23 protein-coding genes are annotated in these 21,231 nt (G+C 34.3%); 5 read left to right on the top strand and 18 right to left on the bottom strand.

The window, feature by feature from the left end:
- Positions 1 to 150 precede the first annotated feature (150 nt).
- Both ACW0JX_RS09845 and ACW0JX_RS09840 read right to left on the bottom strand, forming a co-directional pair.
- A complete protein-coding gene (locus ACW0JX_RS09845) occupies positions 151 to 1,326 on the bottom strand; it encodes an MFS transporter (protein WP_459245634.1) in 1,176 nt (391 codons plus the stop codon).
- 47 nt (positions 1,327 to 1,373) lie between these two features.
- Complete coding sequence (locus tag ACW0JX_RS09840; protein ID WP_053564707.1) at positions 1,374 to 2,309, bottom strand: aldo/keto reductase; 936 nt, start codon at positions 2,307 to 2,309, stop codon at positions 1,374 to 1,376.
- Between the two features lie 106 nt (positions 2,310 to 2,415).
- Here ACW0JX_RS09840 and ACW0JX_RS09835 point away from each other — a divergent pair, with 106 nt between their 5' ends.
- A complete protein-coding gene (locus ACW0JX_RS09835) occupies positions 2,416 to 2,724 on the top strand; it encodes an ArsR/SmtB family transcription factor (protein WP_053564708.1) in 309 nt (102 codons plus the stop codon).
- Positions 2,725 to 2,763: 39 nt separating this feature from the next.
- On the opposite strand, the gene ACW0JX_RS09830 is transcribed toward ACW0JX_RS09835, so the two are convergent.
- The 3 genes from ACW0JX_RS09830 to ACW0JX_RS09820 all read right to left on the bottom strand — a co-directional run bounded on the left by ACW0JX_RS09830 (position 2,764) and on the right by ACW0JX_RS09820 (position 6,271).
- Positions 2,764 to 3,711, bottom strand: coding sequence for a serine protease (locus ACW0JX_RS09830; protein ID WP_053564709.1), 948 nt, complete (start codon positions 3,709 to 3,711; stop codon positions 2,764 to 2,766).
- A gap of 275 nt (positions 3,712 to 3,986) precedes the next feature.
- Positions 3,987 to 4,274 (bottom strand): AbrB/MazE/SpoVT family DNA-binding domain-containing protein, encoded by a 288-nt coding sequence (locus tag ACW0JX_RS09825; RefSeq protein ID WP_000648324.1) that lies wholly within the window; start codon positions 4,272 to 4,274, stop codon positions 3,987 to 3,989.
- Between the two features lie 116 nt (positions 4,275 to 4,390).
- Complete coding sequence (locus ACW0JX_RS09820) at positions 4,391 to 6,271, bottom strand: FtsX-like permease family protein (RefSeq protein WP_001025995.1); 1,881 nt, start codon at positions 6,269 to 6,271, stop codon at positions 4,391 to 4,393.
- Between the two features lie 274 nt (positions 6,272 to 6,545).
- Between ACW0JX_RS09820 and nadE the strand changes: the two genes are divergently transcribed.
- Positions 6,546 to 7,364 (top strand): ammonia-dependent NAD(+) synthetase, encoded by an 819-nt coding sequence (gene nadE / locus ACW0JX_RS09815; protein WP_000174904.1) that lies wholly within the window; start codon positions 6,546 to 6,548, stop codon positions 7,362 to 7,364.
- Between the two features lie 44 nt (positions 7,365 to 7,408).
- Here nadE and ACW0JX_RS09810 read toward each other — a convergent pair whose 3' ends face one another.
- The 4 genes from ACW0JX_RS09810 to ACW0JX_RS09795 form a co-directional block, all read right to left on the bottom strand.
- The gene (locus ACW0JX_RS09810; protein WP_000024996.1) at positions 7,409 to 7,870 is read right to left on the bottom strand and encodes an NUDIX hydrolase; all 462 of its coding nucleotides are present in this window, start codon (positions 7,868 to 7,870) and stop codon (positions 7,409 to 7,411) included.
- Positions 7,871 to 7,900: 30 nt separating this feature from the next.
- A complete protein-coding gene (locus tag ACW0JX_RS09805) occupies positions 7,901 to 8,098 on the bottom strand; it encodes a DUF4083 domain-containing protein (protein WP_459245633.1) in 198 nt (65 codons plus the stop codon).
- Positions 8,099 to 8,205: 107 nt separating this feature from the next.
- Positions 8,206 to 9,366, bottom strand: a complete 1,161-nt coding sequence (locus ACW0JX_RS09800) for a transglutaminase domain-containing protein (protein ID WP_459245632.1) — start codon at positions 9,364 to 9,366, stop codon at positions 8,206 to 8,208.
- A 150-nt stretch (positions 9,367 to 9,516) separates the two neighbouring features.
- On the bottom strand, positions 9,517 to 10,269 hold the full coding sequence (locus ACW0JX_RS09795) for a YwqG family protein (protein ID WP_459245631.1): 753 nt from the start codon (positions 10,267 to 10,269) through the stop codon (positions 9,517 to 9,519).
- 223 nt (positions 10,270 to 10,492) lie between these two features.
- Between ACW0JX_RS09795 and ACW0JX_RS09790 the strand changes: the two genes are divergently transcribed.
- Complete coding sequence (locus ACW0JX_RS09790; RefSeq protein ID WP_000540425.1) at positions 10,493 to 10,639, top strand: YjcZ family sporulation protein; 147 nt, start codon at positions 10,493 to 10,495, stop codon at positions 10,637 to 10,639.
- 87 nt (positions 10,640 to 10,726) lie between these two features.
- Positions 10,727 to 11,692, top strand: a complete 966-nt coding sequence (locus tag ACW0JX_RS09785; RefSeq protein WP_000686807.1) for a patatin-like phospholipase family protein — start codon at positions 10,727 to 10,729, stop codon at positions 11,690 to 11,692.
- A 107-nt stretch (positions 11,693 to 11,799) separates the two neighbouring features.
- Here the strand turns inward: ACW0JX_RS09785 and ACW0JX_RS09780 are convergent, their stop codons facing one another.
- Both ACW0JX_RS09780 and ACW0JX_RS09775 read right to left on the bottom strand, forming a co-directional pair.
- A complete protein-coding gene (locus tag ACW0JX_RS09780) occupies positions 11,800 to 11,967 on the bottom strand; it encodes a DUF3933 family protein (protein WP_000816390.1) in 168 nt (55 codons plus the stop codon).
- Positions 11,968 to 11,979: 12 nt separating this feature from the next.
- Positions 11,980 to 13,422 carry an aminotransferase-like domain-containing protein gene (locus tag ACW0JX_RS09775; protein ID WP_098976723.1) on the bottom strand — a complete coding sequence of 481 codons (1,443 nt, stop codon included), beginning with the start codon at positions 13,420 to 13,422 and terminating at the stop codon, positions 11,980 to 11,982.
- A gap of 118 nt (positions 13,423 to 13,540) precedes the next feature.
- Between ACW0JX_RS09775 and ACW0JX_RS09770 the strand changes: the two genes are divergently transcribed.
- Positions 13,541 to 14,155, top strand: coding sequence for a LysE/ArgO family amino acid transporter (locus ACW0JX_RS09770; protein ID WP_001287303.1), 615 nt, complete (start codon positions 13,541 to 13,543; stop codon positions 14,153 to 14,155).
- Positions 14,156 to 14,208: 53 nt separating this feature from the next.
- Here the strand turns inward: ACW0JX_RS09770 and ACW0JX_RS09765 are convergent, their stop codons facing one another.
- From ACW0JX_RS09765 to ACW0JX_RS09735, 7 genes are all read right to left on the bottom strand, one after another.
- Positions 14,209 to 15,438, bottom strand: a complete 1,230-nt coding sequence (locus ACW0JX_RS09765; RefSeq protein ID WP_033667350.1) for an MFS transporter — start codon at positions 15,436 to 15,438, stop codon at positions 14,209 to 14,211.
- A 236-nt stretch (positions 15,439 to 15,674) separates the two neighbouring features.
- The gene (locus ACW0JX_RS09760; RefSeq protein WP_000113545.1) at positions 15,675 to 15,881 is read right to left on the bottom strand and encodes an alpha/beta-type small acid-soluble spore protein; all 207 of its coding nucleotides are present in this window, start codon (positions 15,879 to 15,881) and stop codon (positions 15,675 to 15,677) included.
- Positions 15,882 to 16,004: 123 nt separating this feature from the next.
- Entirely contained in the window at positions 16,005 to 16,847 is an 843-nt protein-coding gene (locus ACW0JX_RS09755) for a sugar phosphate isomerase/epimerase family protein (RefSeq protein ID WP_459245630.1), read from the bottom strand.
- 37 nt (positions 16,848 to 16,884) lie between these two features.
- Positions 16,885 to 17,868, bottom strand: coding sequence for a DUF6005 family protein (locus ACW0JX_RS09750; RefSeq protein WP_000200705.1), 984 nt, complete (start codon positions 17,866 to 17,868; stop codon positions 16,885 to 16,887).
- A gap of 23 nt (positions 17,869 to 17,891) precedes the next feature.
- A complete protein-coding gene (gene asbD / locus ACW0JX_RS09745; RefSeq protein WP_001250560.1) occupies positions 17,892 to 18,167 on the bottom strand; it encodes a petrobactin biosynthesis protein AsbD in 276 nt (91 codons plus the stop codon).
- Positions 18,164 to 19,402, bottom strand: a complete 1,239-nt coding sequence (locus tag ACW0JX_RS09740) for an AMP-binding protein (protein ID WP_098127526.1) — start codon at positions 19,400 to 19,402, stop codon at positions 18,164 to 18,166. The genes asbD and ACW0JX_RS09740 overlap by 4 nt, the downstream gene beginning before the upstream one ends.
- On the bottom strand, positions 19,389 to 21,227 hold the full coding sequence (locus ACW0JX_RS09735) for an IucA/IucC family protein (RefSeq protein ID WP_141558608.1): 1,839 nt from the start codon (positions 21,225 to 21,227) through the stop codon (positions 19,389 to 19,391). Before ACW0JX_RS09735 ends, ACW0JX_RS09740 begins: the two co-directional genes overlap by 14 nt.
- Between the last annotated feature and the right edge of the window lie 4 nt (positions 21,228 to 21,231).

The raw sequence follows: 21,231 nt of genomic DNA, 5'->3' as shown, positions 1-21,231 counted from the left end.
TATAGGGGTTTTTTATTTCCCCATAATTTTATTACAAATCCTTTTCAATCATACAGCTCAACGACGAATTATTAAAAATACAGCAACTATGCAATCAAAAAGCACCTTTTTAACTTATCCTAAAAAATTGTTTTTTGATTTACTAAAACTTTATGATGCAATTCCTTTTTCATTATCTTTACTAATGTTTTCACCTTTTCTAAACAGAAATAAAGCTACAACATATAATAACGCTGTAAAGCTACCTACTAGTATAAAATTGTGAGATGTTGCAAATAACATTCCTGCTATTACCGCACCAATCATTTGGCCAATGTACATCGAGGCGTTAGCAAGGGCAGCACCTGTTCCCCGTGCTATAGTAGACATGTTTTGTAAATGTCCCATCATTAATACAAACAAAATTCCTGTCACAAAAAATAAAACAAAGAAAAAGAATTCAACAAAAATAAGATTCTTTAAATAGGGAAGTATTACATATAACACTGCCGTAAATACAATTCCACCATAGAAAGAAAGATTGTATCCAATTTTATTTACAAGTCTAGGGCCAAAAATATTACCAGCTAAATTTCCTAATCCTAGTGCAAGCATAGCCGTACCTACTTCATGAACCTGTAAGCCAAATTGAATGGAAAGCCATACACCAAAAAATGAAAATGCAGCAAAATTTCCGGTTTGAAAAACAAAGTATGCAAAATAAGAAAGTGAAACCTTTGAATCTGTAAGTAATTGTTTATAACGCTGTAAAATCACTTTTTTATTTCCACCTATATGAACCGACTGTATTTCTGGTAATACAACATAAATAAGAATAACAAGTAGTGCTGATAATATACCAATGAAATAGAATGGGATTGTATAATGTATCGTTGCTAAATAAGCTCCCAGTGGCAGCCCTAAAATTTGAGAGATTGATAACCCTGCTGTTGCAACCCCAATTGCTTTCACAATTTGCTTTTTCTCTATAAGGAGCGGAATGGATGCCCACACTTGTGGAGATACAAAAGCTGCACTTACACCTGCTAAAAATCTAAATGTTAGCATCCATAAAAAACTCGGTGCAATTCCACACAAAAACGTACTTATTGCAAAAAAACTCATACCTAGTACCATCACTTTTTTTCTGTTTAATCCATCTGATATAGGACCAGCAATAAGCGCAAATCCAGCATACCCTAAAGCATACGAACTCACCATCCATCCTGACAACTCGGTTGAAACATGATACACCTGTTGTAATGTCGGCAACAGTGGTGAAATTAAGAAAGTGTCTGTACCGATCATAAACATTATCGTGAAAAATACAGCTAGTACTCTATTCATTTAGACCTTCTCCTTATATAAACAGAGGGTACTATCCCTCTGTTTCACTAATCTTCTAAAATAGATTGGATTTCTTTCATGACTCTTTCATTCAATGAAACGTCTACCGCTTTCACACTTTCTCTTATTTGCTCTGCCCGCTTTCCACCAGGTATAACTGTATCAATTCCTTCTTTATTTAATAACCATGCTAACGCTAAATGAGACACTTCAATATCATTTTCTTTAGCTAGCCCTTTTAACTTTTCCACTTTCTTAAAATTACTCTTATATGTATTTTCTTCAAATAGATTTACATTTTGGCGCCAATCAACTTCGTTCAATTTAAAATCTTCTGTATATTTTCCGCCTAATATTCCAAAAGCAAGAGGCCCATATGGAATAAATGAAATACCCGCTTCTATACAATACGGCAACAGTTCTTCCTCAGCCGTACGTTCTAACACATTGTACGGAGATTGTACAACATCTATATGACCATGTTGGTTCGCTTCTTTTAATTGTTCTATGTTTACGTTCGATATTCCAATTGAACGAATTTTCCCTTCTTCTTTTAAACGAGTAAGCTCTCCGATTGAATCTATGTAACTTGTTTCAGGATTTGTAAAATGTAAATAATATAAATCAATATAATCAGTCTGTAATCTTCTTAAGCTATTCTCCACAGCATTTCTTAAATAACTTGGTTCATTGTTAATATAAGTTTCTCCATTTAACAACGGTTGAATTCCACCTTTTGTAGCAAGTATAAACTCATGACGTTTTCCCTTTAATACTTCTCCTACTAATTCCTCTGATCTACCGAAACCATATGAATCTGCTGTATCAAAAAATGTAATCCTTTGCTGAATAGCTTCTTCTACTAATCGCTTTCCTTCTTCTTCATTCACATCAGCATATAAATTATGTCCCCCTACTGCATTTGTACCTAAACCCAACTTTGAAATATTTAATCCTGCCTTTTGCAATTTTGTATACTTCATTTTTTCTCCCCCTATATTTCTATTGTTCGAATATTTTCGAACAATAGAAATATACCACTTTATATGTTATAGTGCAAATATCTTAACTTATACAAGTAGGTGAAATATGCGTACACTCTATCATCCAAATCGAGAAGAAATTCAATTTTCTTCTGTCTTATATGCACTTAGCGATCAAATTCGTTTACAAATTGTAAATATGTTACTAGAGAAAAGTGAACAATCTTGTGGTGCTTTAAACATCCCTATTGCGAAATCAACTTTATCTCACCATTTCAAAGTTTTACGTGAGTCAGGTGTTATGTACACGCGCCTTGAAGGAACACAACGTTTCATTTCAATTCGTGAAGAAGATTTAAATGCTAGATTCCCAGGTTTGTTACAAGTTGTATTACATGCGACAAAGCCATATTAAAAAACATCTCATATTCATATGAGATGTTTTTTAATATGGCTATTCTTTTAATAAATCTATTAATCCATTCCCTTCAGATGTACGTTCGTACCCTAAAGGTACAGTTCTTTTAATAAGTTGTGCATATATTTCCGGCTCTGATAACTTTCGACCGTATTCTTTCTCACACTGTTTAATGAGCAAGGCGAGCGCCCCAGCAATATGCGGCGTCGCCATAGAAGTTCCACTTAACACAGCATATTTCCCATCTGGATACGTAGATAATATTTCATCACCTGGCGCTACTAGATCAATTTCTTGATTTGAATTACTAAAACATGCAATCTTCCGCTCTAAATTAACAGCACCAACTTCAATTACCTCAGAGTAAGCACCTGGGAAATCTAATTCCTCTGTTTCATCATCGCAATCTCCATTATTTCCAGCAGCACATACAACGAGAACATCCTGCTTTACCGCATTTTGAATTGCTTCATGTAATTCTGGAACATCTTGCGGACCACCAAGTGACATTGAAATAATTCTCACTTTCTCTTGATTCGGCCCTCTCCAATTTACAGCATAATGAATTGCCTCAATAATTTGCTCATAACTTCCAGAACCATCTCCCGCTAAAACTTTTAATACTAACATTTTAGCAAGTGGTGCAACTCCTAATACACCGACACCATTTTCAGTCGCGGCAATCGTCCCCGCTACATGAGTACCATGTCCGTTATTATCAAGATACACATTTGGATCAGCTTCATAATCTTTTGTGAAATTTCTTCCGTCGATAATACGATCTTTTAAATCTATATGATTAGTATCACACCCTGTATCTAATACGGCAACGACTACATCTTGCCCCTTCACACTCTTTTCCCATACTTGCGGAGCGTGAATCATTTGTACACCTGGTGGAATTTCATTTACTTGTTCTACCACCTTATTTACGGTAAACGGAATCAATTGTATACCTTTTTGTTTATTCACTGTACTACTCATCGTAATCCCTCCTGAAAATGTATTATTTTCATTTCAGACCACTTTTGAATACGTGTAAATGTAACATTCGTTTTATTCTTTTTGTTTTCCTTCTTTTCAAATATTTCTCAACATCATTTACTAACTCTATACTACTTTTTTATTTTCCCTATGATTTGTAGGAAGTAACACCCCATGTCGTTCAACTACTAACCAAAATAAGAGAACCAATTAATGGTCCTCTTACAGTCTTTTAAAAGAATGATATGTAATTTGAAAAATAATATAAATTAAGACTAAACCTCACTCTTGTTTAAAAACTTTTCTATTTCTTTTACTAAATATTCCGCTCCCTCTATCCCAACAGTAATATTTCCATTTGCTAATGATATGTTCTGTTCTGAAACATCACCTGTGATTTGGCAAGCATTGTAAGGTTGATATTTTTGTAAAATGATTTTATCTGCTTCTACAAAAATTTCAAGCGGTGATTTGATTTGTATTCCCAATACATCGCGTAATTCTTTAGGGATAACAATTCGTCCTAATTCGTCTACTTTTCGAATAACTCCTGTTGCTTTCATATTTCTCCCCCCCTTACTCTATATTAATTTTTTCACCTCGCTTTTTCCATTTTATCACTTTTTGGCAATACTTGCCTCTTTTTAGAAAATTTTGTACTCGAGTTAAAAAAACACATTTAATGCATACGTAATCTCTCTTTCAATTGTTTTACATAACGGGATCTTATAAGTAAGAAGTATACAATTTGAATACCTATGAAAATACTTAATACAACTGTATTTTCTTTAAACAATGAGTACTCAAACATTTGCCCTAACGCAGTTAAGGCTACTGCCCCATGTAATGTTGCAACACCAATTGGAACGAAGAATAAAAGCGCCAATCGAATCGTAACTACCTTCGATAATTCCCCACTCGTCAATCCAACTTTTCGAATCATTTCGAACAAGCGAACATCATCCTCCAAATCGGAGAATAAACGGAAGTAAAGGAAACTTCCTGCGCAAACGAAAAATACTATACCAATAAAGAAACCTACAAATAAAATCGGTCCTGCAATTTGTAAACTTTGGTTTTGTTCGTACTCTTCCGCACTAAACGTTGACTGTTCTTGATACGGTTTAATTTGATGAGTAAGCTCTTTACCAATTTCAATCTCATCTTTCGTTCTTTCAGTTTTATACATATAATCTTTTGTCTCTATAAATCCATCTTGTAATGAATCATATTGATTATTAGAAATTACATAAACATTTCCTCTTAATATTTTCCCCAATGAAGATGAAGTAACTTTTTTCACCTTTAAACTTTCATTCATATTGGGTAAAGTAATTTCTTTTCTTTCTTTCATCGCTGGCCCTGGTATATCAGCTGACAAAAATACAATCTCTTTATTGGCTACAGTATTAAATGGTTCTCCTGTTAACTTTGCATATTCCTTATAATCTGATTCTTTTATAAAAGTGGCGCTTCTTAACGACTGTTCCTCCGTTTTCTTTGTCGAAATATTAGTTTTTGAAGCTGCTATATTATGTTTCTTTAATCCTTTGTCAATCATTTGTATATGTTGTGATTCGTTACTATTCCCTTGCTTAGAATGGTAATGAAACGCAATTGGTCTCTCCATTATCCCTTTCGTCATGGATGCGAATCCGACTAATGTCCCTATTGCGGAAAATGCTACAGTAGAAATAATGGTTACAATAAAGAACATTCTTGCGTTATCTCTCATGCGATACGCTAAATCTGATAACGTAATAATATTAGTCTGTGTCCAATAGAAACGTTTACTTTTTTTACATAATCGAATAATAAAGACACTCAGCTGCTTGTACAACAAATACGTCCCAATAATAACTACCGTTGTAACAGGAATCATCATAATAAATACCATTGCGCCATGCGATAGAAGAGCTCCTACATAGCCAGCACTAAGCAATACTACTGCTAATATTGAAGAAATGATTGATGCTTTCGGTTCCGGTTTTGCCTCTGCTGACCCTCTAAACAACTTCATAATTTTATTTTTACGAATCATTCCTGCACTAAACAATGATATGATCATAAATAATATGAAAAACATAATACTTGTTACAACAATTGCTTTCATCGGTATGTAATAGGATAAGGATATATCTAGTTTTAATATCATCGGGGCGACAAATAGTAATACCCCTGAAAATAACATACCTGAAAGAATACCAAAAATAATTGCCCCTATTCCAATCATAATATTTTCAAAAAAGATAAGACGCTTTAATTGATATTTCGTCATACCTAGCATCATTAAAATTCCTAGCTCACGCTTTCTCGTTTTTAAAAACATTCCCATCGAATATAAAATAAAGAAGAATGTAAATAAATAAATAATAGACTGTGCAAAAGACATACTTACGAATACGTACTGACCCAATTCTCCTGCACTTAATGCCGGATGAAACGCAAAAAATGAATACACAAAAAAGGCCATAATAGCAAATGCACTACTCAAAAAATAGGCTGAGTATGTCCGTCTATTTCGCGTTACATTCCGATATGCGAGTTCTCTAATGTTCATATTACTTCTCCGCCCTTCTTTCTACTAACTATGTTTTTATATTAGTAAAGTACGGAAATACCTTCCATCGATTCAAATGACAAAAACCTTACAGTTTTGAAAGGTTTAAAAAAATTGCTTATACGTAGTACTTTATTTATAATGACTACATTCATATTCATACACACATCCTATTGTATATTCGTTAGTTTTGCGAAATAATAAAGGATAGAAGTATGTACCATTATACATATAAACTTATTTACCGCTTTAATATGAATAGGAGGAAAACATAATGACATTACAAGAACAGATTATGAAAGCATTACATGTTCAGCCTGTAATTGATCCAAAAGTTGAAATTCGTAAACGAGTTGATTTCTTAAAAGATTATGTAAAAAAAACAGGCGCAAAAGGATTTGTACTTGGTATTAGCGGCGGCCAAGACTCTACATTAGCAGGACGCTTAGCACAACTTGCAGTTGAAGAAATTCGTAACGAAGGTGGTAATGTAACGTTTATCGCCGTACGTCTTCCTTATAAAGTACAAAAAGATGAAGATGATGCACAATTAGCATTACAATTCATTCAAGCAGATCAATCTGTTGCATTTGATATTGCTTCAACTGTTGATGCTTTTTCAAATCAATATGAAAACTTATTGGGTGAATCATTAACAGATTTCAATAAAGGTAACGTGAAAGCACGTATCCGTATGGTTACTCAATATGCAATTGGTGGACAAAAAGGGCTACTTGTTATCGGAACAGATCACGCTGCAGAAGCTGTAACAGGGTTCTTTACAAAATTCGGAGATGGTGGTGCAGATTTATTACCATTAACGGGATTAACGAAGCGCCAAGGACGTGCATTATTACAAGAGTTAGGTGCAGACGAGCGACTTTACTTAAAAATGCCAACAGCTGATTTATTAGATGAAAAACCAGGTCAAGCTGACGAAACAGAGTTAGGTATTACTTATGATCAATTAGATGATTATTTAGAAGGTAAAGCAGTTCCAGCTGACGTTGCAGAGAAAATTGAAAAACGTTACACAGTGAGTGAGCATAAAAGACAAGTACCAGCGTCAATGTTTGATGATTGGTGGAAATAAAACATAAAAAAGAAGCTAATCTCATTTAGCTTCTTTTTTATATGTTAACGATATACCCCTACTCTTTTCTCCAATAAATCTTGCAGGCAATCTTCATGCTGTTTACAAAATAACGGTGGCATGTCGTCTAACGGGAAAAACTTCAAATCCAACGTTTCATCACCATCTACTTTTTTGTCGCCCCCAACTATTGAGCATGAAAAACACATCACAATTGACTGTGCCTTGTCTCCATTTGGATATGATTGAAAATATTTTGTATACACTCCAATAAGCTCATTTATTTCTACATCATACCCGGTTTCTTCTTTTATTTCTCGGATTGCAGTTTCCGCAGCCGATTCTCCTATCTCCATTGCGCCACCTGGAAAGCCCCAAGCGTTAAAGTCTCCTCTTTTTTGCAGTAATACTTCTCCTTCTTTATTAAATACACAACCACCGGCAAAGTTTAAGAAAACATAATCATGCCCTACTTTTTCACGTAATTCTTTTATATAATTCGCCATTCTCTTCCCCTTTTCATACTTCTTCTATCGCTATTTCTCATCTTTTTCAAGCAATTCAATAATTCGATCTAGCTTCTGGTTCATATTAATCACGTGGTGTTTCTTTGCAACGCTGCTTTGTAATACTCTTCTAATAAACAAAGTAAATGATATGAAAAACAAAACGATAAGTCCGATTACTAAACAATTATATATCAATATGAAAATATTACTTTCGAACAAGTTCATTCAGCATTCACATCCTCTCCTTTTTATTTTATCACATAATTCCCAATATTTTAAAGTAATCAACAAATATAAAAAGAGCATCTTTTACAGATGCTCTTTCTCATTGCTTAATACGTAAATGTAATTGTCGCCAATGAATAACCAGCCAATGCACTATAAGGTGCTACTTGATAAGACACACGCTTTGCACCTTTTGGCCAATTTATTTCATTTAATACTTTCTTTATATCTTGCATCGTTCCATCCATGGACTGCTTATATCGTACTTCTACTTTTTCTGGTTTGACTGCAAACTGTTGCTGCAACTTTTGCTTAAATTCATTATAATTTTCTGCTCCGTATTCTGCAGATAAGTATTGTAAATTTGTTTCTTTTAACATCTGCTCATATACAACAGTTTTTGAGCTACCAGCTTTTATTTTATTTGTTAATTCACCAAAATAACTTGTAGTAGCCGCTGGATATTTGCTACGATCCCATTCGTGATCTTTACTTAACTGTTCGTCAGACATATTAAAATATGAGTAAGTTATACGCCCTGCTTTATCTGGTACTGGATCATCAAATGTAGTATCTAGGTGATACCATTTGTTTTCGATGTTCACTAAATTCCACGCGTGAGCTTGTCCATTTCCTGTGCCTGTTACAATATGGTTTTGAATACCTGCCTCTTTTAACAACTCATACGTTAATAAAGTATATCCTTGGCAAACGGCAGAACGATTCGCTAACGCTTCATATGCTGTATACGCTTGATAAGACGTATCATAAGACACATGCTTCACAACGTAATCGTGAATAGCTTTTACTTTCTCATGCTCATCCATCCCTAGTTTTACAATTGATCCAACAATTGCTTTCGCCTGCGCTTTTACATATTGAGTTTGTTCTTTTGATTCACGGTATTTTACTTGCAGTGTAAACGTATAGTTCCCTGGCATTCCTTTAATAGAATATCTAGTAGACGCTACATTATATTTTACATACTCATCAGCATCTACAATTTTATTAAACTCACCATACAATTGATCCATAATATTTCTAGCATTTCTATCTTTTGTTTTATATGTGATTGTAATATTTTCTTCTCGATTATCAATCTGTTTTTTTAATTCTTTTCTGAAATCATCTAATAACTTTACATCTGATTGTGCTGTCACTGCAGTCGGATTTGTAGCTGCATAAGATACAGATGACGCTTGTAAGCCTCCCATTACTATAGTTGAACAAAGTGCGGCAGCTGTCACATACTTGCTTGTCTTTCCCATCTTGTCACTCCTTACATTCTATAACTATACGAAAAAGTATCGTATAGTTTCAGAGTATACAATACTTTTTCGTATAGGTCATATGAGATTATGCATATTAACTAATTCACATAAAAAGGTTGTTCTTTTTAAAAGAACAACCTTTTTTCATTAGCAAGTTTGTAATACGCAGCATGTATTTTCAAAACGTTGATTTTTCAAATCTTCATTACTAATACAGAAATATAGCATCCCTAGTTCTCCCCAAACCATATTACAATTTTTATGATCTGAATCAATTTGGAATAAAAGAGTCATTTGCTGCGGGTTTACTCCCATATATTCTCCTGTCTCATATAACACTTCTTCTTGTACAGAGAATGGTTCACCAAACATTTGATGGTTATCGTAGTTATCCGGAATTAGCTCTTCAAGTAATTGTAAGAAACGATCTGAATCAGCCTCATCTTCAATGAAAAGCTCTGGTAATTTGTATGTCAGTTCAAAAGTAATTGCACACTGGTTATATTTCGTTTGTATTTCATTTTCTCTTCGTAATTGCTCTACAGGAACATCATAATAAAGTGCACGCCCAGCTTCTGTTAGATTCACATTTTCTTCAAAATAATTTTCAATGTAAAAGAAATACAGCATCCCCGTCTTAGGAAGATTGTGATCCATACCAACGTTTTGTAAATCACTTAAGTTAAATTGCGCGATAAATTGTAGCGGCTTTCCTTTATGCTTTGGATATTCAAACAAAGCTGGTAAATCAGGAACTCCCCCCATTTTCGAACTACCTATCGCAACAGTTTCCTGCTGCTTTGGCACAACTTTTATACAAGGAAATACAGTATTAATAAGTTCCTCTTTCAAGTGTGTTAGTTCATATTTATCAATTAATACTTCAATTTTTTTATTCATAAATTCTCCTTACATTTACATACTTATTTATATCATAGTACAAAGATTATACTTCATTCTTTACAAAATCAACAAGCCTCCAAAAAACGGGCTTATCCTTCGTACGCGAACAAGTTTAAAAAAGCATACTATACATTGTTCCTACAAACACGATAATTCTTTAGTTCTTCCAGTACATTTTCCCCTCGTTCATTTTCATTTTTAATATAAGGAGGAATTCCACATGGGTTACGGATATAGTTGCGGCGGTTACGGTTACGGCGGTAGCTGTGGTGGTTGTGGTTACGGAGGTTTCGCTTTATTAATCGTTTTATTTATCCTTCTAATCATCATCGGAGCTAGCTGTTGGGGCGGCTTTGTAGGCTGCTAGTAAACTTAAAAACTATTGTAAAAAAGCACGTACCATACGTGCTTTTTTGCCATTTCCAAATCTTTCATTCGAAAGGAAGTATGTTTAATGAAGATTGATGGTGTTTTTGAAGGAGGCGGTGTGCGTGGTATTGCGCATGTCGGGGCAATTTGCGCGTTAGCCGAAAAAGGTTATGAATGGGAACGTGTAGCTGGTACATCGGCTGGTTCGATTATTGCAGCGCTCCTAGCAGCAGGATATTCTTGTTCAGAGTTAAAAACGATTATTACTGATATTGATTATAATAAATTTACGAAAAGAACTTTTATTGATAGAATTCCTTTTATCGGTAAGGGACTAAGTGCATGGACTACTCTAGGTATATACTCTAATGTATTTATAGAAGAATGGATTGAAGAATTACTTCGAAAAAAAGGTGTTCATTTATTTACTGATTTACCAGATCTAAACAAACTCAAAATCATTGCCTCTGACATTAGTAATGGTAAAATGGTTGTCTTTCCTGACGACTTACCAAACTACGGATTTTTAAATTATCGCTTCTCTATCGCTAAAGCGGTAAGAATGAGTAGTACAATCCCCTTCTTCTTTGAACCCGTAAAATGGAGAACTCCAAAATGGAAGCAGCCTTGTTATATGGTTGATGGAGGAATTCTAAGTAATTATCCAATTTGGATCTTCGATTCACCTACCGCTCCTCGCTGGCCGACTTTCGGATTTCATTTTGTAAAAGATGAGATTCAAGCTGACCCTGCTCACTATAACGAGCCTATTTCTATGTTCAAAGGACTATTTAAAACAATGATGCAAGCTCACGATTTACGTCATTTAGATAAGGAATCAAAAGCAAGAACCATTACAATTCCAACAGGAACGATTACAAGTACTAATTTTGAACTGACAAAGGAAGAAAAAGAATGGCTTTACAATTCTGGTTATAACTCTGCTAATAAATTTTTACAAGCTTGGAACTTTAGGCAATATATTGATGAATATAGAAAAGGAAATCAAGACCGAAAGACAAATCGATTTTTTCGTCAACTTGACTCATAATATTATTATTTTGCATACAAAAACGTTTGACAAATTAATAGTAAATAAGCCTAGTAATTTCTTATATTACTAGGCTTATTTACTTCCTATACAATCTCGTACATTGTTTAAGGGTACGATAACCCTTCGGCTTCTTCTGCAGTAATAACTATGTAACGATTTCCCGTTCTTAATCCTAACAGTTCTGCTTTTTCAATTGCTTCTTGCTGCGTCTCCGCATAAGCAGCTAAATATTTTTCTCCATTGATCATTTGGCAAATTACATATTGTTTCATTACTTTCTCCTCTTACTTTTTCATTAGTTGTGCAAGTTTTTTTATACCTATTTCAATTTCTTCTAACGTTGCGTATGAATACGATAGGCGCAAAAATTGATTTGCACTTCTATCATATAAAGTACCTGGGTTTAATAAAACCTTTTCTTGCAGAGCTTTATCAAATAAACTGCGATATGAAATGGGTATTTTTATATGTACCCATATATAAAACCCGCCTGTTGGTTCATGCCAAGTTGCTATTTCATGAAGATATTTATCTAACATTAGTAACATAAAATCTCTTCGTTTTTTCAATTCACTTCTTACAAATCGCAAATGCTCATCATATAGACCATTTGTAAACCACTCTGCTGCAATTTGCTGAGATATAGTGCTTGAACCATAATCTGTTTGCATTTTTATGTCTGACAATCTTTGAATTACTGGCTCGGGTCCAACAATCCATCCAATTCTTAAACCTGGACTAATTACTTTGGACATGCTTCCAATATGTAGTACAATTCCATTTTTATCATAGGCTTTTAAAGGTTTCGAACTAGGTACATCAAACCATAAGTCTTGATACACTGCGTCCTCTATAATAGGTAATCCAATTTCATTACATACTTCCATTATTTCTTTTCGCTTCTTAGTATTCATACTAAAATTCGTCGGATTATGAAAAGACGGGATTGTATATAAAATAGAGGCATTGAACTGCTTCTTATATTTCTTAATATATGATGTATGTAACCCGCTCTCATCCATTGGGATTCCAATTAAACGTACTCCTGCTGATTGAAAAACATTAAGCGAATATAAATAGGATGGTTTCTCTAATAAGATTGATGCCCCTTTCGAAAGAAGCCCCATAGAAATAAGTTGCAACGCTTGAATTGCTCCTGAAACAATTAATATAGAGGCAGGAGATACATATACGCCATGCTCCTTTAAGTATTCGGAAATCTTTTCCCTTAAATACAGATTTCCTTTCGGCTCTTCATACCCAAGCGTCACATTTGACTTTAAAAGCTTATTCATAATTTCTTTCATCTTTTTCTCAGGTAAGAGACTCGGCGCGAGCTCACCTGTTCCTAACCGAATTACATGTGGATAAAATTCAGCTTGATTAATCTCTTGAATAGCTGGGAGATTCGGATAATGAACTCCTGTTTCTACATAAGACTGCCAATTAGGCGGGGATGCGTAAGTTGAAGCATTCTCATTATTATTTACAACAATTGTTCCTTTCCTGCCATTCCCTTCAATATATCCCTTCGCAACTAGTTCATCGAAAGCCATTACAATTGTGCTTCGATTCACACCAAATGTATGGGCCAAATCTCTTTGTGAAGGTAATTTCGTTCCAACGGTCCATTCTCCATTAACGATCCTTTCTTTTATATACGTTTCTATTTGTTTATACAGCGGCGTCGCTAGAGACATATCCGGTTTCCAAACGAATCTTTCCATCATATCACCTTATATTCTTTTTGGTTGGTAAACTCCCCAACCATATGGATGGATACAAATTTTCATTTCTTCTATACAATATACACTATCATAATGAATTAAAATAGGAGGTAATATAATGAGTGAAGCAATTATTCATGGTATCATTCTTGCATTTGGACTTATCATTCCATTAGGTGTACAAAATGTTTTTGTCTTTAACCAAGGCGCTAGCCAACCAAACATTTGGAGGGCAGCCCCTGTAGTATTAACTGCCTCTATATGTGATACGTTACTCATATTGATTGCGGTGCAAGGTGTCTCCCTTGTACTCCTTACTTTTTCTTGGCTAACTAACTCGTTATATATAATTGGATTTTTCTTTCTCCTATATATGGGCTTTGTTATTTGGAGAAGTAACCCTTCCAACGATGTAAAACAAGAAAAAAGTATGCCCTTAAAAAAGCAAATCCTTTTCGCAGCATCAGTTTCGTTATTAAATCCACATGCTATTTTAGACACAATCGGTGTAATTGGAACAAATTCTATTCAATACATAGGAAGTGAAAAATGGGCTTTCACACTTGCAACTATTATCGTTTCTTGGATTTGGTTTATAAGCTTAGCTTTAGCGGGGAAATTTCTAAAAAGACTAGACTCAACCGGAAAGACAATTTTATTATTAAATAAATTTTCTGGTCTCATCATATGGGGTGTCGCACTTTATATGTTAAAACAAGTTATTTATTCTTAATGAACGAAAGAGAATTGCATGTTACTCAAAACATCATGCAATTCTCTTACAAATTATGAAGTAGGTTCCGGTTTCTGTTTTACCGCCTTTGCATCTTTTGCTGGTTTAATCCAAATGATTGCTATAACAGCACCAATGGCAGCGAAAATACTAGTCAAATAAAACACTTCATGGTCCGCCCCTTTCATGAAAAAAGAATATAAAGGTGGTCCAGCTGCTACACCGATAAATCGCATTGAACTGTAAAATGACGTAACTGTTCCCCTTTGCTCCTTTTCAATTCCTTGTGTAATGAGGGCATCTAAACATGGGAGTGCCATACCAATCCCTATCCCCATAATAACGAGACAAAGAAGTAGTAAATAAATCCCTTTTATAAATAAAGGAATGATGACTGATGCAGCTGCCATTAAAAAACCAATATAAATACACTTCTTCATAACATTTTGATTATCTCCAATTTTTTTACCGGCCATATAGGAACTAAGTGACAGTACAAGTAACGGGATAGCAAGCACACACCCTTTCCATATACCATGAATGTCATACTTTGATTCCAGTATAGTCGACAAATAAAAGAGAATTCCGAATAAAATAAGCATAATAATTGCACCTAATGCAAAAATGGCAATTAACCATCTTCCTTTTTCTCGAAACGTAGACAGAATAGATTTTATAAACTCTTTAAGTGGTGGTACTTCTCCTTCTTGTTTCTTTGCCTTTACTAGAACAAGTAATAAAACAATTGATACTACGCATAAAATTGGAATCGCCCAAAATGGTAAGAACCATACAACGGCAGCAAGAGCAGACCCTAAAATAGGGCTCAGCACTTTCCCAAATGTATTAGATGTTTCTATGATTCCTAAACCTGTACTAACTTGTTTTTCGTCTTTGTATAAATCACCAACACACGGTATAACAACTGGCATTGCACCAGCAGCACCAATACCTTGAATCGCTCTACCAATCAATATCCAATTGTAGGGATTATCAACTTTCCAAGATACCCAACCAGTTATCGCTCCTCCTATAGCTGCAATCAGCAAACTCGGAACCATTACCATCTTTCGTCCCCATCTATCTGATAAATAACCAGCAATCGGTATAAGTAGAATGGCTACGATAGAGTAAATTGTAATAATCATGGATACTTGAAACGATGAAATATGTAATTTCTTTTCAATAGTCGGCAAGATTGGGATGAGCATTGAATTCCCTAATGTCATAACAAGTGGAACTGATGCAAGCGCAATTAAACAACAGTTTTCTTTTTTTAACATGTTGGCTTCGAAACCTTTCATCATATATTTCTTACCATATAATAGCCCCGCTGGAACGTAACTTTTCATTCCACCAGGGCTATTACATCTTTACTACTTCCCATTCACAACAAAAGAAATTGGGGAAATTATAGTATTATTCCTATTCTTTGAATCCAGTTCACAATATATCCATACCAATTAATTGAAAAAAAAAGAAAGGAAGAATCCTTCCTTTCTCCTATAACCTTCTACAATTAGCGAGTATATCCGCCACCAAGTTGTTGTTCTGCCATCGCTACAAGGCGTTTTGTAATTTCACCGCCTACAGAACCGTTTGCACGTGAAGAAGTATCAGCGCCAAGTTGTACACCAAACTCTTGTGCAATTTCATATTTCATTTGATCTAAAGCTGCTTGTGCTCCATGTGATGCTAATTGATTAGAATTACGATTTCTAGCCATTACCAATCACCTCCTTATTTATATATAAATTGTGTTAAATTCAAATTAAAATACATGGAAATTTTTGGTTATTTTTTACCATAAAAAAAGAGCCTCTAAACGAGACTCTCACATCATTTCACATTACGAAGTTACTACTTCTAATTTTCTATTTATTAATACTTTCATTTCTTCTTTTAATATCTCTTTTGCATTATGTCCAAACCATTCTAAGGAAACAAAAAGATCCGTACCTCTCACTTTCTGAATAATCTCATCATAATTTACAATACCTTCAAATAACGGAACCATACCAATACGACTTCCTGCTGCAGCATATACATTATTAGGTTCAAACACATGCAAATAATCCGCTGAAGATATATTCTTAAAATGGTAATGTAGTATCCACGGCTTTAATCGATGGAAACTGTCTATTGGATCTGCGCCAGACTCCCATATATGAAGAAAATCAAGATTTATTTTTAAATTCGGATGGTTTACTTCTTCTAATAACTCTATAGTAGAAGGCAATGTGTCCGTTAGTGTATTGGGATGTGTTTCTAACAGCACATACATATTGTTCTGAGCAAACACATCACAAATCTTACGTATTCGCTTCACATACTCTTTTCTCTCTTGTTCCGAGAAGTCCTTGCTCCCTTTTTGCCCAGCAAACGTGCGAATTTTATTCGTATTAAACCAATTAGCTAGTACTACAAGTTGTTCACTTTTCTCTATCGTTTTTTCAAAATCTGCTGATAATGATATATCTAAGTAATCACTTATCATCGTAATTTCTAAGTTTTTATCCTTTAGAAAATTCAATTCTCGTTCTGTCGTTTCACGTTCTTGCATGTACAAATTTTGTGCATGCGTCCCCCATAATTCAATTCCTTCAAAACCGTTTTCATATGCAAATTGAACAATATCAGTAAATGAAATTAATTGATGACGAAATGAAATGGTACATAGCGAATATTTCATAGCATTAAACTCTCCTATCTTAAATTCAGTTAGCTTATTAAAGAGTTGCGACAGATTGATTTGTTTTCATACCTTTCCATGATAGAAACTGTCTCTCTAATTCCTTCTTAATTTGCAGTTCAATTGCATTCATTTCATCCAGTTTTTCAATAATCGATACTAGCATACCTTTATTATTCGTCATTGCCATTTTAATTGCACGATACTGTACATTTGTAAATCCTTGTACAATATCCTCTACTCGATCACACCAATAATCAAATTCTTGCTCCGAATATTGCAACGTTTCACGGAAGTATGCAAAGGCATGCTCATAACTATATTTACGAATTGCAAGTACTGGTATTTGTTTTACTGCTGCTACAAGTCCAGAAAGCGCATATCCTTCTTCCTCATTTGCCATTTTTACAATTAAATTTTTCAGTTCCATAGTCAGTTCATTGTCGTTCTTTTTGAATGTTTCTGTGAAATAACTAGCTACTGTTTCTTGCGTTGGCTCTCCAATTCCTTCTATATCAATGAAATAACCTCCACCAAATGGGTTATCTTGAATAGAGTGAAGTACTTTTTCTCTTTCCATATTTCCTTCCCAACGAAAATCAGGATCTAGCATGAACCATTCTTCTTCTTTCTCTGTTTTTGATATCATTAAATAATGTGGAAACGGTTTTTGATGAAATTTATTTTCCCTCTCTGGTAATAGAGACATATCAACCATTACAATGACATAACGATTTTCCGGCTTGTTTTCTACTAATTCTAAAAACGTTTCTACATTGCTATCTTTATCTTTTGCATGATCATACCATTCGTTTACTTTAATACCGTACAATTTTTCAAACCAAAGTAAATAATGATCATGGTTAATGTTTTCAGAGTGATATGAAATAATTCCGCCTTCTGTTATATCAAAATCTCCATCCCATAGTCCAAAATAAAATGGACGAAAATCAATGTCGCTACGCCTTTTTATAATTTCACAAAAACAACTCACTAAACAGTGCACTTTAATTGAAGTCATACTCTCATCCCCTTTCCTAAAGGTTAGTTATTCACATTTACTTCCTGTAACGGCTCTAACTCTTCCATAAAATCAAGCAAAGATCCTACAGTAAGAAATGCCTTTGGGTCTACCTCATCCTCTGGAACGCATAGCTTTACATCCATTTCTATGTATACAATAAGCTGTAACATCATTACCGAATCTATATATAAATCTTGATTTAAGCGCATCGTTTCTTCTAAATGCGTTACATTTTTCAGTTCCATTTTTTCTATCATAATTTTTAACACGGCATTCTTTAACGCTTCCCGTCTCATGTTGTAACCTCTCCCATCTCTAGTAACTTTCTACTTACTTTTCCAGTTTTATTTTTAGGAATTTCATTTACACTTTCAATTTCATACGGAACTTTATAAGAAGGTAAGTGCTGAATACACCATTCTCTTATTTTCACTGGATCAACATGAGAGATCACTTTCGCTTTAACTATTTCGCCCATCACAGGATGTTTCCCTCGATATACAATTGCCTCTTGCACACCTTCCAATTGAAGCATCGTTTCTTCTACCTCTATAGGAAAGACTTTTAATCCTGAAACATTAATTACATCGTCCATACGCCCCATAAAATGAATGCCACGCTCAGATTTATACCCTAAATCTTTCGTGAAAATTTCCTTATCATTCATTTTCACGACGATTTCTTCCGGTGCATTTTCATCTGAACCTATGCTTATACTCGCATGAGATAGAGGGTTTCCTAAATCTAAATGGCTCTTCATATCATGACATATACTAATACAACCTGCTTCAGAACAACCGTATTGCTGCATCATATATGTTGTCATTTCTTTTAGTTTATAAAATAGTGCTTCTGGCAAAGGCGATCCTGATGTCATAATTTTATGAAACTGGAACGTTCCTAATGGAAAACTCCCCATAATGTGTAACATAAGTGGTACTGCATATATGATATGTTTTTCTGTATTGCGAACTATATTTAATGCGAATTTAGGATTTTTGTTCGTAATAATTACAGGTTTGCTCCCCCTCGTAATTGCGGATAACGTACCACATATTAGTCCGTATGAATGTGAAACAGGAGCCATAACGATTGGCACTTCATCTACTTCACAGTTTAAAGCTTCATTATAGGCAGTAATTTCTGTATCAACTTCCATCCATGCTCTACGAATCAGTTTCGGTTCTCCCGTAGTTCCCGAACTATATTGCAATAAAGAAGGCTCTTCTAGTAAAAAGTTCCCTACTTCTAATTTTGTAAAATCGCCATATTCTCCATATAAAATCCCTACACAATTTGCACGCTTTGCCATTTCAATAGCCGTTTCTTTTGGCGTATCTTCATGTATAAGTAATACTGATGATTTCTTTTCTTTTAAGAAAAACACAAGCGTAATAATATCGAATGGATCTTTCAGACAAAGTGCAAATCTATTTCCTTCTGCTTTTTGAAATTGTTCCATTTCCTCATAAACTTGTAATCTCAATTCAAAATCACTTTTGCTATACTCTTGTTTATTAACAATTAGCATAATTTCCTCCTGTAACAACTGATTTTTGTTTCATAAGTTGTCTTACTCTATACAATGGATTTGGAACTTCATGAACAAGCGATTCCACATCCATATATAATCGACGTTTCGTTAATTGTTCAGCATAGAATGTAGGTGCATATAATTGAATATTTTCAAATCTACCTTTCAAATGTGGATATATTCTTAAATGATCTTCAATTTCTTCAACAACCATCATCCAAAAATGTTCTTCTTTCAATCCATACTCATCCGCAAGTACGAATGCTAATTCTCCTAAATTAAACAGGAAAAGTGCATCTAACACCATCTCTTGCAAACATTCGATGCGATCCATTTCAAAGAAATCATTCATTTTTCCATTCGCATATGTTTTATGCATTTTAGTAAAGTCGGGACATTTGTCAACTTCTTTCAAATATGGACGATAAAACTCAAGCCCTTCATGAAAATCCTTTAACGCAATACGAACAGGCACCCCTTCTTTATGGACTAGAATCATATTTTGTCCATGTGATTCCATTGCGATACCATGCTCTACAACAAGATGTATAACTGGTATTATCGCTTTTTGAATAAGTAATTGTAGCCAATCCTTCATTCCATATTTGTTCAACCACGCATCAATAATTGGTGTACCATCTTTCTCTTTAGCGTATAAACCATTAAAAGGAATTGCATCCTCTTGTGCATCTAAATACTTATGAATGCTTTCGCGCCAAATACATCCTAATGAACCATATATAGCTTTCTTATTCGTGTCATAAGTTACACTTGAAAACTCGCTTAACAAGATTAAACGTGCTTCATCCATTAAATAAGCGTCATTACTTACAACATCATTTAACCAATTTGATATTGCTGGTGCACTCACAACAGAGTATGGTTTCAGTGTACGGAGTGTTGAAGTGTTGAGTAAATTCATCGATAATTTAACGTACGGTTTCTTTGGACTAGTAATATTTCTTAACGTTCTCATTGACTGTTGCGCGCAATAATCGTCCTCTGATGTTCCTAAATAAATAATAAAATTACCCTGTATATGATCCCCATAATTTGAAATGATGAAATTCTCCCACTGCCATGGGTGAACAGGTATAAACACGTACTGTTTTGGATAACATCCCCTATTACGAATTCGTTCCATAAACTCTTCTAATTTACGATCGCCAATCTCCTCTTTTAAAAGGTCGTTATACATCACTTCATTCTCATAACCTACAGTCGCATAATTCTTATGCGCTGCAATCCATATGAGTTTTATTGGCTGCATAAATTCATATCCATATTGAAAATTGTCACGATATTGAAATCCAACACGTGCTTTATAACTAGGGTGATATGGATGGCCGTCTATTAAATGGCTTTCAAACTCATCGTAAGATTTTTGAGTATATTCTTTCTTATTATTTCTTTCATATTGTGCAATCGTGTCTTTAAATATTGTTTGTTCTAATTCGTGCATAAAAGAATCTAATTTAGCTTGTTCTATACTAGCAACCCGAAAAACTTCTTCTAGAAATTGCGAGACAGATTGTATTTCTTGCTGTTCATCTTGGACTCTTACTATTAATGAGTCTAACGAAATACGTCCAAATGTCATCCGTTCCCTGCCATAGCATTTGTACGTGACACTTTTGTCTTCTTCATCAAGTCCTTGTATTATAAAAAGAATTTGTTCTTCTTTTTCTATGCGAACCGGTGTAATAATCCCCTCATAAATTAACGATTCTACTAATTGACGTAGCACTCTTCTTCGTACTGAAATGTAATCTTCTGATTCGAGCGCCTTCAATACTTTCGTATGATACATGTCCACTCTCATAAAA

The organism is Bacillus sp. C-3-6 (genome assembly GCF_054509685.1).
This window is presented reverse-complemented; position numbering and strand designations above follow the sequence as displayed.